This window comes from Chryseobacterium sp. CH21 (genome assembly GCF_004119445.1).
Lineage (GTDB): Bacteria > Bacteroidota > Bacteroidia > Flavobacteriales > Weeksellaceae > Chryseobacterium.
Genome location: NZ_QICI01000050.1, coordinates 110,787 through 126,919 on the forward strand (window position 1 = coordinate 110,787; position 16,133 = coordinate 126,919).

Below are 16,133 nucleotides of genomic sequence, written 5' to 3' on the forward strand. Positions count from 1 at the left end.
TGGAGTTGTTTTTCATATGAAATTACTCTCGCCTTATCATCGTATGTGATTCCCTTTTTAATAAAGTTTTTCCATTGCTTGTCTCATATGAGGAAAGCAATCTTCCTTGGGCATCATATGTTACTCCTGAAGTGTATACATTTCCTTTAGAAGTTCCGGATCTTGTTGCCAGCCTTCCTTTAGAATCATAGGTAAAAGAAATTGTTTTATCTGTAGCCTGCCCATTATCAACAGTAGAAATTTCTCTTTGTGTAATTACCTGCCCTAAAGCATTAAATGTATATTCTTTGGTTCCTTTCGGACTTGTAATCTTTCTAATCTGGCCAAACCCGGTATATTCATACTTATAAATTCCATTGGAAGGATCATTGAATTCTGATTTTCTGCCCCAGGGATCATAAGACGTAGTTACAGTGTTTTGTGCATACTGTGCCTTGGTTTGCTTTCCTGCTGCATTGTAAGAAAACTGAATAGTCCCTCCTTTGTCGGTAGAAGAAGTAACATTTCCTAAAGCATCGGTGATTTTAGTTGTGATCCTGCCATAATCTTCTGTATGGGTTTCTTTTACTGTTGTAATATTTCCTGTTACTACCGTTTCTGTAGATTTTCCGTTAGAAGAAATCGCTGTAGCTTTTGCAGGAAATACGGTATCATCATACTTAATGATATTCCATTTCACCGGCTCTATAGGCTCTATATCTTCAATAAGTGGTAATAGGTAAGGTTCTGAGATACGTATTTTTCTTCCAAGCTTATCATAATTGGTTAGTACATGCGAATAGAAATTTTGTTTTAGATGCTTGGTAGAGACTTTATATATCTGCCCCCATATTCCTGTGTAAGTTACTGTCTGGTCCCCATCTGATGATAACTCCGAAACCTTAGTTCCTCTTCCGCCATCTAATTTCTCATACTGATAAGTTGTGGTTCCTTCAAGATTCGTTTTAGAAGTCATCAATTTTCCCCACTTATCATAGGTATTGGTCGTGAGATTATTATAGGGATCTTTTTCTGTGAGAACCTGCCCCCAGTCATTATAAGTAATATGAGTTTCCAGACCGATATTATCTGTTTTTTGATGACAAATTTGCCCTGATCATCATACTGTGCTTTTTCTACAAGAGTTTTGTCATCATATCCTGTCATGGATTTCTTTTGAGTAACATTTCCAAAATCATCATAGGTATATTCCTCAGTTACTGCATCCCCAAAATCTGTCCCGGCAATGATCGTACTTGTTTTTAGTCTGTTATTTTCATAGGCGTAATGCTCAGCCATGATGTGAGTATCAGAATAGGCCTTTTTTCCTGAATTCTGGCAGACATACGGCCTACATAATAATCTTTTCCAATCCCACTGAGGTTATTTAGATACCCGAACTTGGTTGTGGTAATACCGAAACCTCCATTAACCTTAATCACACTTTGAGTAGGCAGATAATACTGTCCAAAAGTGAACGTATTTTCTGTAATGGTGTTTGTTAAAAAATCTTTTGATTTTGTATAATTAGGTAATACAGCTTTTACGATTTTAGGTTTGTCGGTATCAGATACTGAAGTTACAACTTGCCCGTCAAGAAGCTTGTCAGATAGGTATCCTGTAGATTTAAAACTAAGCAGCTGGGTATTATTTTCAGAAATATCTGCCGGAAATACTAGGTTATCATTATTTGTTCTGATAGACCATTGCTTACTGATATTTCCATCATTAAGCGGGTCTGTTTCCGTTCCGTTCCATATCTTGGAATCTTCAAATCCATCTGCAAATACTGTGGAACGGGCTGTTTGATAAAACCCTATCATTCCTTTCCCCAGAAGATGGCCAATGAATTTTTTGTATTTAAAATCATTTTTTCTTCCATCCTGAGAGATTCTGTCAACCATGTAATAATTAGGATTCATTTTCAACTGAAAATAAGGATACAGTAAACCAGATGGAGCGGTCTGTGAAGAGTCGTCTAACTGGCTGTATTTTATATCAGTATTGAATCCAGCCTGATAAATTCTGTTGATAAGTGAAGACTTTGTAACATCTTCAAAAACAATAGAAATTAATTTAGTTTTATGAGTGATATAAATTTTATTCTGCAAAATATGGTTTCCTACGATAGGTATGTAATGCTCCCCATATCTGGAAAAATTTAAGGTTTCAATATTTTGGTTCAGTTCAACAGGGGTATAATCTGTAACAGATCTAAAGATTACTTTCCCGTCAGCATCCACACCATCACTGATCAGTCTGCTGATTCCAAAACTTGAATCAGGATTATTCCAGTCAAAAATACCATCTCTAGCCCATAGCTGTGATTCAAATATCATGACATCAGACTTACCGTCATTGTTGGAGTCTAATGCAATATAACTTTTATTTGTCTGTCTCTTTTTTCTTGGAGGTCCTACTTTGCTGGGTTCAAACCATACCAGGTTATCATAGTAGAAGTTTTTGAATCCAACACCATCGGACAGGTATAAATTCCACCCACTGCTTTCTGAACCATCAGGGGTGAGAAAATCTAATTTTTTATCACCATTAAAATCACCGGAAATAGTATGGTCTGTAATTCGGACATTATTTCCCGATCTGATTTCTTCAAACTGTTGCTCTCCCAGTTTCCATATGTGATAGGTACCATCCTGACGGTATTCGAATATTTCAGATACCCCGTCTCCATCAAAGTCTGCTACCTTTACGATAGAATGTCTCTGTATTCTGTTGTAAAGGATTAATGTCTGATTGTTTTCAGGATTATAATAGAAATAAGAATTAAAAACCTCAACTTTTGTATTGGTAAGATAAGGGGAATATTGTGATAAGCTTAATTTGAAAAGCATTTGTGTAGTTCCGCTTCCTGTAAAATCACTATCATTAACCTGTGTAGTGGTAGAAAATATCTGACTTGGGTAGATTAATAAATTGGGATCATTGGATAATATAGCCGGAACCACACCCATTGGTATGATAGACTCCCTGATCAGGTTCGGAGTAGGCTGGGACAGGTCATATTGTCTAAACTTAGTTGCGTATGTATCCTGATTGGTATGGATATCATTTACTTCAAGGGTATTTAAAACATCATAATCTAAGAAAACATTGTTATAGGTGGCCTTTCCGGCTGATGATTTTTCCCAACAACATTCGGGATCTGATATTTCACCTGGCTGCTATACCGATCCGAAACCAATGTTGTTTTATAAACGAAGTCAATTTTTTTATCTCCATTGAAGTCTCCGCCAACGATATCCCCTCTATTATCATACAGGTCATCAAAACGTTCTGCTTGGTATTCTTTACTCCCGGTTACCGTTGAATTTTCATAATTAAAATAAATAGGGTTGGCAGTATCTCCGGCAGCATTTTTTTCTGTGATGGTATCTATCTGCTGGTAGTTGGATCCATTTTTTTTGTAAACAATTTCATATGATTTAAAGGGGTTTCCGTTAGATAAAACCGTAATACTGCTGAGGATTTTTTCCTGCAGAAAATTTACTGATTCTACATAAAAGGATTCTTTAATATCACGGGCTGTAGTAGTATTATAATTAAATGTGATTGTATTGAAATGATTTTTGTTCAAAATATCATTTCCTCCCCATTGCACAGATGAAAGTACCGCTACGTTTTTATTTTGTAGATAGTTATACTGTATATAATTTCCATTTATGTCCCTCCATTTTACAATGTTATATTCCATAGGGGTTCTTGCTGCACTATTTCCCGGTGCTGTTGCTCCGTACCATAATTGAGAACCATCTTCCATTGTTACTTCCCAATATTCCGGCCCTTTCCATGTTTGACCAGCAATTGTTCCGACTGATTTTATTTTTATATTGGAATAATTTTCAGTGACATATTGGGCACCATCTTTTCCGTATTCTCCGGATTTCAGAATAAGTCTTTGACCATTAAAACTATAATAGTCAGAATAATCTAATTTGATGCCTTTTATTTTTCCGTCTCTGTCAATATTTCTTCCCGTTCTGGAAATAGAAGTAACCCCGGAAATATTCCATCCGTAACCTGCGATTCCATTTCCGGACCCACTGTTATAGATTAAATTAATTTGAGGTCCTGCATTTTTCACGCCCGGAGGAAGAGCAATAGGAAGATTGAAGCTTAACTGCCCGGAACCGCTCACATCAATATCGCCACGAGTATCATGGTATTTATTATTAGCTGTTTCTATGGTTTTCGGGATATTGTCAGCGCCAGCCTGAGAATCTGTTGGACCACCTGAATTGACAGGAGGATCTTTTTTAGAGGTAAGCGGGGCTGAAATGCCACTTTTACTTTTAACTATAAGTGACGATGAATTTTGCTCTGTATCTGACGTTCTGTTTTTTTCTTTTATACCTTGTGAAAAGAGAAAAACTGATCCAAACGAGAGTATCAGTGTTGAAAGAATTTTCATGTTATTAGTTTATAAAAGGTTATCGTTTGGTAATGTTTTTACTGAAGATCCTTCCGTCTTTTAGTGTAAACCTAATGACATACACTCCCCATTCATAACCCGACATGTTGATTTTAAGTTGCTTATTAAGAGCTGTGCTGTTTTGCTGCTGAAATTTCCAGTGGACAGTACTGTGCTGGTAAAGAGAGATAGATTCTATAAGGGCATCTGTTTCATCCGTCCAGTCTATTGTAAGAAAATCATTAACAGGAACGGGGTAAAGCCTTATCTGTTTCCAGAATGCTTTTTCATCCATTGTCTGAGAAGTTTTGGATACCGCTGTCGTTTCTTTTAATAAATCTTTAGGCGTCGTTTTGCCATTTGCATTTGTTCCCCTGTATCTTTGATTTCCTGCTTCATCATATTTGAAATATACCTCAGTCTGAGAAAATCCCAAAAATCCTATGAATAGAGAAAATAAAGAGAATAATTTTATTTTCATTTAGAATAAGTTATTTGTTTTCATTTGCGAATTTAGCAAAAAAATATCTTTTATTGGGTTGATAAGTATGATTTTTTACATGTATTATGGTGGATTTATTGAAAAATGATAAAATAACCTGAAGTGAAACGCAATTGTGTTGCTTAAAAAAGGTTCATTTGTAAATCATAATAAATATTGTTGAAGACAATTGAAACCGGAAAGAAATTCTTATGCTGTTTTGATAAAACAGAAGCAAAGAAGAAGTGAAAGAGAGTAAAATGCAGCATATTTTTTAACTCAGAGCATGTAATTAATCCATTTTTTAATTAATTTTTTCAGGTAAGACAAAAAAAGCAGTTACTTTACAATAAAGTAACTGCCTATTTTTTCTTAAATTATAATTTTAAGGAAGCGTTGAAAAATCGATGTTCGGGGTCTGCGTAGGTGCAGTTACAGAGAACGGTGTACCGGGAGCAACAATTGTATTAAAGAATCCTCCGTTTTGTAAAAAGAAAGCATTACCACTTGTTCCGCCCATTGCATCTATTCTTTGTTGTGCATTATAGGTATTATCCACACTGAATTTAGCCCCTGAAACAGCCAACCAGTTGCCATCAGAAGTTCTTACCCATTGATTTTTGAATTCCGCTTTTCTGCCCTGATATCCATTTTCGGGATTAAAGTTTTCAACAAAGCTGTAGAAGCTTTTAAGATAAGTACTGGTTTGAGGTCTTTTCCAGCTGGCTATCAGTTTCCATGTTGTAGCATCCGGTGAGAGAAACCAGGCTGTGAAATCTGTTTTTCCGGTGCCATCCGGTTCGCCTTTTAATAAGAATTTATAGGTTTGCCCTGCAACCCAGTTATACTTATAATAACTTTGCCCGCCAGAACCTTCGTTACCAAATTCTCCAATCGTTACTCCGGTACCGGCTCTGTTCAGAATAATTTTGTGATCAGGTGGAATATTATTCGGATCATCGGTTTCAAACGGACTCCATACAGAGAATAAAATTCTTCTTTCCGTAGCAGAGTTCACCTGCATTCCAAAATAGCCCGCACTGAAGCCATTAGCCATAAAATAAGAGCCAATCTTATCTTCTCCCGCAGGTACTGTTACCTCGTTGTAATAATAACTTACATTGCTAGTAGTTGGAATTACATAATTCAGGTGGCAGGAAGGCCCTCTGCGTGCCCAGTAATAGTAAGAAGGATCATTACTGTAAACATTGGTTCCTGTAGAAGCTGCTCCGCTAAAAGTGACAGCTGTAACATCTGCAAAGTATCCCCCGGTTTTGGAAATACCCTGAAGATCTACTTTTACATACCCTGGAGTGGAAACGGTAAAATCTCCAACGGTATAATCTTTATAACCTGATCCGGTTAATGTAACATTTTTGGAAGTACCACCTACGGTTACTTTTACAACACTTGTGCCTGAAGGAACGGAAGCTTTTAATCCAATGTTTAACGTTCCTGTATTGCTTACTCTGAAATAAGTGCTGATCATGGTATTGGAGTTCGTCCAGTTACCTAGATTAGTGGAGGTTATGACCTCGCTGGCACCCGAAGGTTTTACTGTTAAAAAAGAATTCCCGGCAACCGGAACACTGAAAGACGATGCTTTCTTTAATACTGAGGTATTTTTCTGTGCAGCAACAGTATCTTCTGTTGCCATAGTGTTTTCTGCACATGACTGAAAAACAAGTAATGCGGCAATACCCAGAAAAGTATCGGCTAATAATTTTAATCTCATAATAGTATTTGTAAGGTGATTTGTTCTACTAAATTAAGTCTTAGCTATTAAATAAAAAATTAATTCCCATAATTTTGATTAATTTTTTTATTTTTAAACAAATACACTACTTAAAAATGCATATTACTTTTATATCCTTTTTAAGCGAATGCATCATCACAGAGGTTATTCAGCGAAAGAGTCGCTCTTCTTTGCCTCTTTAAATGTTAGGATAAGAAAATTATTTCTTTGCGTTAAATAAGAGAAAGATTCCAAAAGAAAGTACGATATGTAAAAACAAAAAAACCTCTAAAATGAATTAGAGGTTTTAAAGTGGTTTCTCCAGGAATATCCCTTTATTCTGATTTTCAATGATTTAAAACTTTGTTTACTTTCGAGAGGGACAAAGTAGAGACAAAAAATAATAAATGAAATGTTTTTTGCCGATATTTGTTTAACTCTGTTTAGTAGACTATGAAAGCAAAGATAAACAATTTTTACAATCTTCTCAATGAATTTCGATACACCTTTCAACGAATTTTAAAGTCAAAACCTGAAAGCTATGATGATGAAATTTTATTATTAGAATCTATTTATTCAAATAATAAACAGCAATTTCCATTTGATATTAAGACAGCATTTGAGGACTTGTATACAGAAAATCCCGATAAAATGGAACTGATATTTTGGGATAAACTCAAAGAATCTTACTACAATTACGAACAGTTTATAGAATTAGATTATCAGTATTTCCGAAATTCTGAATTGCCTACAGAATTTCAAGACCTATTCTATTATAGCAAATTGCTGTCCTATAATTATTTTGCCTATGTTTCTCGTATCTACTATTGGTATTATGGTAGAAAAAATGAAAGTCGAGGTGAAAAAAAACAAATTATAGTAGGATTTTTAAATGATTATAGTGAAAAAATTCCTGATTTAGATAATGACAATGCTACATTAAAAATTAGAAATTATTTTTCGTTTCATTTTGATATGGTAGAGAATTACGTAAAATATATCTACGCAAAAAATGATTTCGTCCTTAAAATAACTAAATTTAAATCTTTGGAAAATGGGGATATAAATGGAAAAATTGAAAAGGTAGCAGATAAATATTATTCTAAATTAGAAGAACTTGTAAACTACAAAGAGAATATTACAAAATTAGCATTGAATCTGAGATTTGAATATCCTGATTATTTACGTAGTAAAGATACGTTTGTAAAGAAAGCTGTTAAAAGCCAAGAAACTATAAAATTTCTTCATCCAGAAAATGTTTTTGATTCACTTTCGCCATATATTCATGAAGAATTTATCGAACCCTTGAGAAAACTAATCTTTGGTGAAAAAAATAATGTAGATAAGGAAATTACTTTTAGGGGGAGTTCTAATATGCTTGTCTATTTTTTCAAACAACTTTATGACGGTGGTCATCTAATTGCTGATAGCAAAGAGCAGATATCGGAGTGGATAATTAAAAATTTTATGTTTTACGATGAAGAGGATTACAAAAAGTTTAAAAAAGATACTATTCAAAAAACTTTAATGAGAGATTGTAAGCCTCCCAAAAGAGAGGTTAAATATCTAATTTAATTTTTTTGAGTCCCTTTTTTGTCCCTATTTAAGTACAGGCATTGATTGAGGATAATCGTATGAAGTATTTTTGTAACATAATTTTAAACAACAATATCATGCAACAAAAAAAATTCTTAGAGATTATCACTCAATTAGTGAGTGCCTTTCCGTCAGAAAATGAAACAGACGAGAAATTAGACTTATTACTTTCAAAATTAGAAAGTAAAGAAAATGATTCTCACAAACCAGAGCAAGACGAACATATTTTGATTTCTGAGGTCTGTGAGCTTACCAAAAAAAAGAGAACAACTATTTGGCTTTGGAACAAAAAAGGTTTATTAAAGCCTATTGGTAAATCTGGTAAAAGCCCTATTTACAGAAGAAGTGATGTTTTGAATTATATTTATAATTCTTAAAAATAACAAACTGAATAACTTTTTCAAGTAAAATTACTTTCTAAACAGCGCTGTTTATCTTATATCAAAGTCTTATTTCCTAAAGACTTTTAAAAAACAAATTTTATCAAACAAGTATTAATCCGCAGTGGAAATTCCTTTGCATGGTTTTCCATTGCCTAAAAATTAAAAAAACTTATGTTTTCAATTATACAAAACGTAAAAAACCGAAATATTATCGGACAAATAAACTCTGTAGCTGGGTTTGTTGAACATCTTAAAGATGCAAAAAGGGTAGAAGTCTCCCAAATATTAAAATTACGAGAAATAGATAAAAAAAGTAAAGAATATCAGGCAATAAAAATAATATTACCCTCAATTTGTTTTAATTACACTTTTAAGAATAACTACGTTAATTCTGAAAATGCAGATGAATCAACGGGATTTTTGTATTTTGATATAGACGGAGAAAAAGACTTTAACTATGATACAACTTATATCACAGCATTATGGAAAAGTGTTGGAGGAAATGGTTTTGGGTTATTAGTAAAAGTAAGAAACCTTGTAAAGGAGAATTTCAAGGAAAGCTATGAGCATATAGTAGATATATTGGGTATCCCTTATGATAAATCATGCAATGATTGTAGTCGTGTGAACATTATCAGTTTTGATACAGAAGCACACTACAATGAAAATGCTGTTGAAATTGATTTATCAGAATTCAATACAACTATTATACATGCTGTTAAAAAACTCCCCCATTTTAATAGTAATAAAAATAAAAATTTAGGTTACTCTCTCAATGGGGGTAATATTAGATTTAATAATTTATCTGACATATTGGAAGAAAAAGATTTTGAATTTAATAAAGATGGATATTATGATTTTGGAAAAGAAAAAGTGGAATATTGTAAATGTTTTGTCCCACGTAAAATTGTTCCTGAAGGATTAAGGAATCAGCGAGTAAGTTCTTACGCTTATTGTCTTATTTCAATTAATCCTGATGCAAGGTTTACTAACTTTAAACGTTATTTACAAAAATATAACTCTAAATCTTGTAATCCACCTCTTGAATGGGAAGAAATAGACGAAATAGCTACTAAAATCTATAATCAGAGAGGAAATGTCGAACCGAGAAATAATGCTAAAAGAAGAGTTATATATAGTGATGAAATAAAAACTTTATCTGAAAAACAAAAGATTAACGGTAGGGTTTTAGGAAATGATAGGTCTGAAAAAACCGTCAAAGAACTAATAGATTGTGTAATGAATTGGGATTATGAAAAGCATCCAAAAATCACTCAAAAATCATTAATAGAGGTATCGGACAAAAATAAAAAAACAGTTGAAAAATACTACCGTAACGTCCTTAATACAGCCAAAAGATTAAAGGCTGATAGCTTAAAAAATAAAGTAGGAGAATAATATTCTTCTACTTTATTGTGTTTAATTTTTATAAATAATTAGATTTAAATAAGCTATTTATAAGAATTTTTTGCTGAGATATTTTAGAATATTAAGTACAGTGAAAATACTGAATGAATATTCATGTTTTTTATTTATTATTACAAAAAGATGTGAGGAGCAATTTATTTTAAGTAGATTTCTAACTATGATTCAAATGAAATTCTTTTTAAGAATTCACAAATGGAAATTTAAATCCTATTAAAAATATTTCAAATGGATGAATCTCAATATTTACTTACAAATAATTAATAAAAATTAGGGAACTTTATATCTTTGGAGAAAGAAATAATTAGTGTATGAATATTGATGATCTTTATAAAAAAATCTCAGATAAATTATTCAATATTTTTTATGTTGATTCTCATAAATATGGGATACAACAGGATAATGGTAGCTATAAGTTAATTAAGCAAAAAATTTCACCAGTAACGGTTGAAGATATGCTGAAACATCAGAAAAGCTTACTAACATATCAAGAATTACATATTGTTGATAATGCTTTTATTAAATGGATATGTATTGATCTTGACATTATTAAATCAGAAATTGATACAAATGAAGTTAATAGTGAAAATTTAAGAGCTGTAAAAAAAACCACAGATTTATTATCAGATTATCTTGATAGCATAAATATTCCACATTTGGTAGAATTTTCTGGAAGAAGAGGATTTCATATTTGGATTGTATTTGAACGAAATATTACTAAAGAAGAAGGCTATAATCTTATTAACTATATTTATAAAAATACAAGAGATAAATTTGAGAAAAATATCACAGCTGATCTATTTCCTAAAACTCCATATGTAAACAAAAGATCTAAAGGTATAGGTTACGGAGTTAAACTTCCATTATCTCAGAATAAGGTCAGTAATAAATTATCTTTTTTCTTGAAAAAAATGAATCTTTTGAATTTGAACAAGATAAATGGCTGAAAAGTCCTAATATGGCCTTTCTTAAAAAACAGTTTGAAATATTATCAAATTTTAAACCAATCTCTTATAAGTTAGTTTCACAATATATTAATGAATATGCCGATACTTATAGGAATTCAATTTCATATATCAAAAATAGAAGAATAACTTCTCATTTAACAAATCAAATAGATTTAGATTCTGTAATGAATTCTCTAAAAAAATGTGATAACTTAAATGAAATCCTTGATAATTATGAACAAGGATTAAGTAATAAAGAAAGAAGTATTCTTGTTGGACTTTTAGGACAGCTTAAAACTAAAGATAATGATAATTTTGGAAGAGATCTATTGATAGAAATATTTTCTAAAATTAAAGATTTTAACGAAGAGATTACATTAAAAAAAATAGATACATTAAAGTATCTTAAGCCAATTAGTTGTAAAAGTTTAGGAAAATGTACGGTTTGTAAAGAATGTTCTATTGTTTCACCTATCGAATTAATAGAAGGGGTTAAGTTTGAAAAATTACCTGACTACCATATTCAAAATATTGATGAATATGTTTTTGATAAAATAAAAAATCATTATATCAGTATTCTTTAAAAAATGATGAAGTACCCTTATTTAATCAATTAAAAATTATACAAAATATAAACTTTGAAAATATTAAGGAATTTGTTTCATGCATATATAATGGGAATTTTAGTTTTGAAAATAGAGAAAGTTTTAGTTTTGATAGAAATGAGACAACAAAAATAAGAAGACTTTATAATATTGATCCTCTTGATAATTTTGTATCAATTTATTTCACATTTATTTTAAATTCAATTTTTTTCAGTGAAATTTCAGGTAATTCATATGGATATGAATTTTCAAGTAGTTTCTATAAAAATAATATTTTTAATAATTGGTTTATAAACTGGGCAAAGTATACACGGAAAATTGAAACTATTCTTTTTAACTCTGAATATGAAGATTATTTCCTAATAAAACTTGATATAAAAAACTTTTATGATAAAATTAATCTTAATAGATTAAAGATTAGACTTTTCGAAGAAGCTCCTACATCAATTAAAGAAAAATTATCAGAATTATCAGAACAAGATATAATTAAGTATAAAAATATTTTAGATTACTTAATTGATTTGTCGAAGACTACAACAGGAGATGATTTAAAAGGATTGCCTCAAGGGCCAGCTTATGCGAGATACTTAGCTGAACTTTATTTAATTGGATTAGACGGACTAATTGAAAATAGATTTATTCAGGATCAAAAACGAGAATATTATAATCGATTTGTAGATGACATATTCATATTTGTAGAATCGGAGGAAAGAGCAAATAATCTTTTTTCAAAAATTAAAGACTGGTTAGTAATTAATGATTTAGAATTTAATACTCAAAAGACAAAAATTATTAATGTTAAAAAATATGCTGAATCGGGTGAGTACAATAAATTCAAAGACAATATTAAATATGATATAAACTTTGCTAACAAAAATAAATCTGTTTTACCAGAAAGTGATGTTCAAGAAGCATTATTTAAATTAGAAAACCTAACGGAAGAGTTTAAGTTTGGACTAAAAGATAATCTTCGATTTTTCTATAGTAATTTTAAAGATGATAAAAGATTAGATTTTCTAAAAAAAAGTTTAGCAAAAAAATTACCATTTACAAATGATGGTAGAGGTACTTTGTATTTTATTTTTTATAATAATCTTATTTCAAATTTTCCTAACGAATTTTGGAATTTAAAACAAGACGTAGACAAAATACAGGGACTGTCATTGACTCACTTTCTTAATACAATTTTATTAAACGAAGATATCATAAAGTATAATAAAGAAAATATTAATGATATTATCGAAAAGGTGCATTTAAGAAGTAATCTTTCAGATGCAGATCAATTATTAGTAATTTCATTAGCATTAAAAACAAATAACCAAGTCAAACTAAACTTTTCAGAGAAAATTATGTATTCAGCAATCAAAGTTCCAGATTTTGAATTGTCAATTGAGAATTGGGACTTACAAAACCGAGCATTACAAGATAAAACAGAATCAATTTCTTTTTTAAAAGAACTTAATAGAATTATAAATGAAAATACTTATACGAAGGAATTCTTAAATGAACTTGCAACATATTCATTTAGTCGTTTCTCTTTATGGGAGGAAAAACAAGAAACATCATTTTTAAAAGATGAAAGCACTTTAAAGTTATATTATCAAGCATTGTGCTTTTTAACTCTTTTTGAAATATCACCTAAAAATGCAGTCATTATCGAGTCTTGGAGATTATTATTGAATAAATCTCAAGAGTTTGGAGATATATCAAATAAACATCATCAATTTTTATGGATCAGTAAATTAGAAAATTTTAAATACGAGGATTTTTCTAATAATATGTATACTTTAATTCTATCTGATAAATCAGGGACTGATCTTAGTGAAATTAGTTGTAAAAATGAATTTTTGAAGCAGTATAGAAATTTAGTTATCATGTTATTGTTTTCAAAAGATGAAATAAACCATTATTCTAGATTTAATGACGATATATTAGTAAATATTAAAGAGGAATCTCTTTTCATAAAATGGATAAAAAAACCAGGAGCAAGTTTATATCCAGAGTTTGACGGTATTGGACTTAAAAATATAGGTCTTAATGGAATTATTGTTCTTAAAGACGCTGAAAAAGTATTCATTAAAGATATTAACTCTAGCATTAACTTTAAAAAGTATGGTTATCTTAATATAGAATTAGAGAATGGAAATACGGAAGAATTAGAATATTCTATACCCAATGAAAGGCTATCTTCAATATTGGAAGTTAAAGATTTGAAAGATTTTATAATTAAAATAAGTGATTTAATAGAAATCCACAAGTCTTTTTCCAAAGATCACTCTACAAAATTTCCTGTTTTTTACAAACCTTTTAATAGTTATAATTCATTACCTATTGTTCCTTATTATTCTGATCAGAATGAAGTTATAGATTATAATGGCAATGTGATTAAAATTGAAAAGTCAAGTTATTGGGAGACAATAAAAGAATTAATTAAAAATATCGATAATAATGAAAATATTAAATTGTCATCAGAAGAATCAATATTTAACTTTAATATAACCGAACTTGATAAGAGATTTTTTCCTAAGTTAGGTTCTTCAATAATTTCAAGAGAAGAAGATAAATTAAATTTTATTGAAGAGTTTAGAGAAAATATTAATTTAGAAAATTTTTCAATTTTTGAATATCAATATTCTTGGTCAAAAACTGTTTTTAAGCAATGTGAAAAATTAGGCACAGATGTTAGTACTTTAATTAGTTATTTAGATGTTCATTTTAAACATTTTGAAGAAGATGATAGAATGGACTTGTTTTTCTCAATTGATGATAGCTTTAAAATTAATGACTCTAATCTGCAGGATTTTTATTTGACGATTACTACTTCAGTAAATATCTTTCAGAACCAAGTGCAAATTAAAGATATTAATTTTGAAGACGTTTTTGCTAATGATTATTTAAATGAGATAGAAATTGATGGGACTAATAAGAAGATAAATTTAGCAGATTTAAAAAAAATAAATATTACAGTAGATAATCCTCGTGATATTTTTACGAATGAACCTGTCTATAAATTAAATATAGAAGGTGAGATTAAAGAATTTAACGAGATTTATTTTTTTAATCATGTATCAAAAAAATTTCATTTAAGAGATATAAATGATTTGAAGGGGTTGATAAGAAGTAATGGGGGAAACTTTATCTTAATTGACAATGAAGATATTTTTATTTATACTTTAGAAAATGAGCTTTTAAAATGTTTTAATAGAATACAAAAGAGAAAAGATTTATACGATAAAATTTTCAACACAGTTGATGTTTCCAGTCAAACAATCAATATTGAGATTTTGAAACCCCTTTATCCTAATAATAAAAATTATAATTCTATAAAACATACATACGATAATTTCACTACAAGGATAAGTTTATTACAAAAACTTAAATCACATTACAAAATTACGACTGATATAGAAAGTAGAATTATCAACTGGCTGTCAAATCTAAATGAGCAAAGTATAGAAGGGAGTGATTTGCAGGTATTTATGCAGCAAAAAGGTTTTGGGGTCCCTGATCTCCATAAAAGTATCCTTATGGTCCTTGATAAACATCTATTTATTTCCGATGATAGGATTACTTTTATAAAAGAAAAGGTCGAAGAGCTCCTATCTGAAAATGAAAATGAGGATACAATTATCCTTTCTATTAAAAATCCTATAAATGATGAAAACGGGTTAAAAAGATTACTGGAAAAATGTAATTTACTAGATCGCAAAATTGACTGGGAGAAGAATTTTGACAAATTATGTTTAGAAAAAAAGTGTATAAAAAATCGTTTTTGTGACTGATATTGCTCTTTCTGGTACTCAAACTATCAAAGCTTTTAATTATTACAGGAAATCACATGATAGTAACGAATTATTAAGGGAATATAATAATGCTCAAATTAATTCAAAGTCTCCCAAAAAAGAAAGATATTTTTTATTTGATGATATTGATAAAATATCAATGTTTAATGATAATTTAAATAAGTGTGAACATATTGTTTTTGTTTCGTCAATTATGACCGAGCTATACAAAGAAAAAGTAAAAGTAAATTTAGCTGATACAAATGAAAAAATTGACTTCTTAACATATACTAATTTTATTGGTAATGAATTTATTTATGATGGAATAAATTATAGTAATAATCATAAAGAATTATTTGAAGTTTTGGTAAAAGACTTGGTTTTAATTAATAAATTATTTGTTTTAAATGAACAAGATAAAGTTTATTACGAAAAAAGTATTGAAGATTTGAAAGATAATAATGTTGTTTTAAGAATTAACTCCTTACCAGCAAAACATATAAAATTATTTTCATTGCAACCAACAAAGGGTAAGCCGTTATTAGATTTTATACGTAATTGGGGATAATTAAAATTCAGCATATCTAGTTATTTTTAAATATATGTTTCTTTTGAAAAGAGAATTTGATTAACTCCAAAACCTGTCTATTAAAACAGGTTTTGGAGTATTTAACATTTTTCTTTCTTGGAATACTTTTTCAATATATTAATTGTGAGTTTCAAACTTCGCATAAAGAAATAAGCACCCAAAATATACAAAATGAGGTATGC

At 30.0% G+C, this 16,133-nt stretch carries 13 protein-coding genes; 7 read left to right on the forward strand and 6 right to left on the reverse strand.

Translation table 11 applies throughout. The features are described from left to right. Positions 1-22: 22 nt before the first annotated feature. From BOQ62_RS10405 to BOQ62_RS10430, 6 genes are all read right to left on the reverse strand, one after another. Positions 23-955: a hypothetical protein gene (locus tag BOQ62_RS10405; protein ID WP_129039254.1), complete on the reverse strand. Its 933-nt coding sequence runs from the start codon at positions 953-955 to the stop codon at positions 23-25. After that, a complete protein-coding gene (locus tag BOQ62_RS10410; RefSeq protein WP_129039257.1) occupies positions 955-1,278 on the reverse strand; it encodes a hypothetical protein in 324 nt (107 codons plus the stop codon). Before BOQ62_RS10410 ends, BOQ62_RS10405 begins: the two co-directional genes overlap by 1 nt. Next, positions 1,242-2,951 (reverse strand): FG-GAP repeat domain-containing protein, encoded by a 1,710-nt coding sequence (locus tag BOQ62_RS10415; protein WP_129039259.1) that lies wholly within the window; start codon positions 2,949-2,951, stop codon positions 1,242-1,244. Before BOQ62_RS10415 ends, BOQ62_RS10410 begins: the two co-directional genes overlap by 37 nt. A 128-nt stretch (positions 2,952-3,079) precedes the next feature. Further along, positions 3,080-4,408 (reverse strand): SpvB/TcaC N-terminal domain-containing protein, encoded by a 1,329-nt coding sequence (locus BOQ62_RS10420; RefSeq protein WP_129039261.1) that lies wholly within the window; start codon positions 4,406-4,408, stop codon positions 3,080-3,082. Positions 4,409-4,427: 19 nt separating this feature from the next. Next, the gene (locus BOQ62_RS10425) at positions 4,428-4,889 is read right to left on the reverse strand and encodes a T9SS type A sorting domain-containing protein (RefSeq protein WP_129039263.1); all 462 of its coding nucleotides are present in this window, start codon (positions 4,887-4,889) and stop codon (positions 4,428-4,430) included. Between the two features lie 385 nt (positions 4,890-5,274). After that, positions 5,275-6,624 carry a DUF3472 domain-containing protein gene (locus tag BOQ62_RS10430; protein ID WP_129039265.1) on the reverse strand — a complete coding sequence of 450 codons (1,350 nt, stop codon included), beginning with the start codon at positions 6,622-6,624 and terminating at the stop codon, positions 5,275-5,277. A gap of 453 nt (positions 6,625-7,077) precedes the next feature. On the opposite strand from BOQ62_RS10430, the gene BOQ62_RS10435 reads away from it, so the two are divergent. The 7 genes from BOQ62_RS10435 to BOQ62_RS10465 all read left to right on the forward strand — a co-directional run bounded on the left by BOQ62_RS10435 (position 7,078) and on the right by BOQ62_RS10465 (position 15,930). Then, entirely contained in the window at positions 7,078-8,199 is a 1,122-nt protein-coding gene (locus BOQ62_RS10435; protein ID WP_129039267.1) for a hypothetical protein, read from the forward strand. A gap of 98 nt (positions 8,200-8,297) precedes the next feature. Further along, positions 8,298-8,597, forward strand: a complete 300-nt coding sequence (locus BOQ62_RS10440; protein ID WP_129039269.1) for a helix-turn-helix transcriptional regulator — start codon at positions 8,298-8,300, stop codon at positions 8,595-8,597. Positions 8,598-8,774: 177 nt separating this feature from the next. Continuing rightward, on the forward strand, positions 8,775-10,001 hold the full coding sequence (locus BOQ62_RS10445) for a hypothetical protein (protein ID WP_129039270.1): 1,227 nt from the start codon (positions 8,775-8,777) through the stop codon (positions 9,999-10,001). Positions 10,002-10,339: 338 nt separating this feature from the next. Then, complete coding sequence (locus BOQ62_RS10450) at positions 10,340-10,975, forward strand: TOTE conflict system archaeo-eukaryotic primase domain-containing protein (protein ID WP_129039272.1); 636 nt, start codon at positions 10,340-10,342, stop codon at positions 10,973-10,975. Positions 10,976-10,986: 11 nt separating this feature from the next. Beyond that, positions 10,987-11,559 (forward strand): hypothetical protein, encoded by a 573-nt coding sequence (locus tag BOQ62_RS10455; RefSeq protein WP_129039274.1) that lies wholly within the window; start codon positions 10,987-10,989, stop codon positions 11,557-11,559. Positions 11,560-11,906: 347 nt separating this feature from the next. After that, the gene (locus BOQ62_RS10460; RefSeq protein ID WP_228413957.1) at positions 11,907-15,362 is read left to right on the forward strand and encodes an RNA-directed DNA polymerase; all 3,456 of its coding nucleotides are present in this window, start codon (positions 11,907-11,909) and stop codon (positions 15,360-15,362) included. Then, positions 15,355-15,930: a hypothetical protein gene (locus BOQ62_RS10465; protein ID WP_129039278.1), complete on the forward strand. Its 576-nt coding sequence runs from the start codon at positions 15,355-15,357 to the stop codon at positions 15,928-15,930. The genes BOQ62_RS10460 and BOQ62_RS10465 overlap by 8 nt, the downstream gene beginning before the upstream one ends. The last annotated feature ends 203 nt before the right edge of the window (positions 15,931-16,133 follow it).

Excerpts from the sequence above, each read along its gene's own strand:
- BOQ62_RS10445 (WP_129039270.1), top strand. The coding sequence starts at position 8,775 with ATGTTTTCAATTATACAAAACGTAAAAAACCGAAATATTATCGGACAA.
- BOQ62_RS10425 (WP_129039263.1), bottom strand. The coding sequence starts at position 4,889 with ATGAAAATAAAATTATTCTCTTTATTTTCTCTATTCATAGGATTTTTG.
- BOQ62_RS10405 (WP_129039254.1), bottom strand. The coding sequence starts at position 955 with ATGACTTCTAAAACGAATCTTGAAGGAACCACAACTTATCAGTATGAG.
- BOQ62_RS10440 (WP_129039269.1), top strand. The coding sequence starts at position 8,298 with ATGCAACAAAAAAAATTCTTAGAGATTATCACTCAATTAGTGAGTGCC.
- BOQ62_RS10430 (WP_129039265.1), bottom strand. The coding sequence starts at position 6,624 with ATGAGATTAAAATTATTAGCCGATACTTTTCTGGGTATTGCCGCATTA.
- BOQ62_RS10410 (WP_129039257.1), bottom strand. The coding sequence starts at position 1,278 with ATGGCTGAGCATTACGCCTATGAAAATAACAGACTAAAAACAAGTACG.
- BOQ62_RS10450 (WP_129039272.1), top strand. The coding sequence starts at position 10,340 with ATGAATATTGATGATCTTTATAAAAAAATCTCAGATAAATTATTCAAT.
- BOQ62_RS10415 (WP_129039259.1), bottom strand. The coding sequence starts at position 2,951 with ATGGGTGTGGTTCCGGCTATATTATCCAATGATCCCAATTTATTAATC.
- BOQ62_RS10455 (WP_129039274.1), top strand. The coding sequence starts at position 10,987 with ATGGCCTTTCTTAAAAAACAGTTTGAAATATTATCAAATTTTAAACCA.
- BOQ62_RS10435 (WP_129039267.1), top strand. The coding sequence starts at position 7,078 with ATGAAAGCAAAGATAAACAATTTTTACAATCTTCTCAATGAATTTCGA.
- BOQ62_RS10420 (WP_129039261.1), bottom strand. The coding sequence starts at position 4,408 with ATGAAAATTCTTTCAACACTGATACTCTCGTTTGGATCAGTTTTTCTC.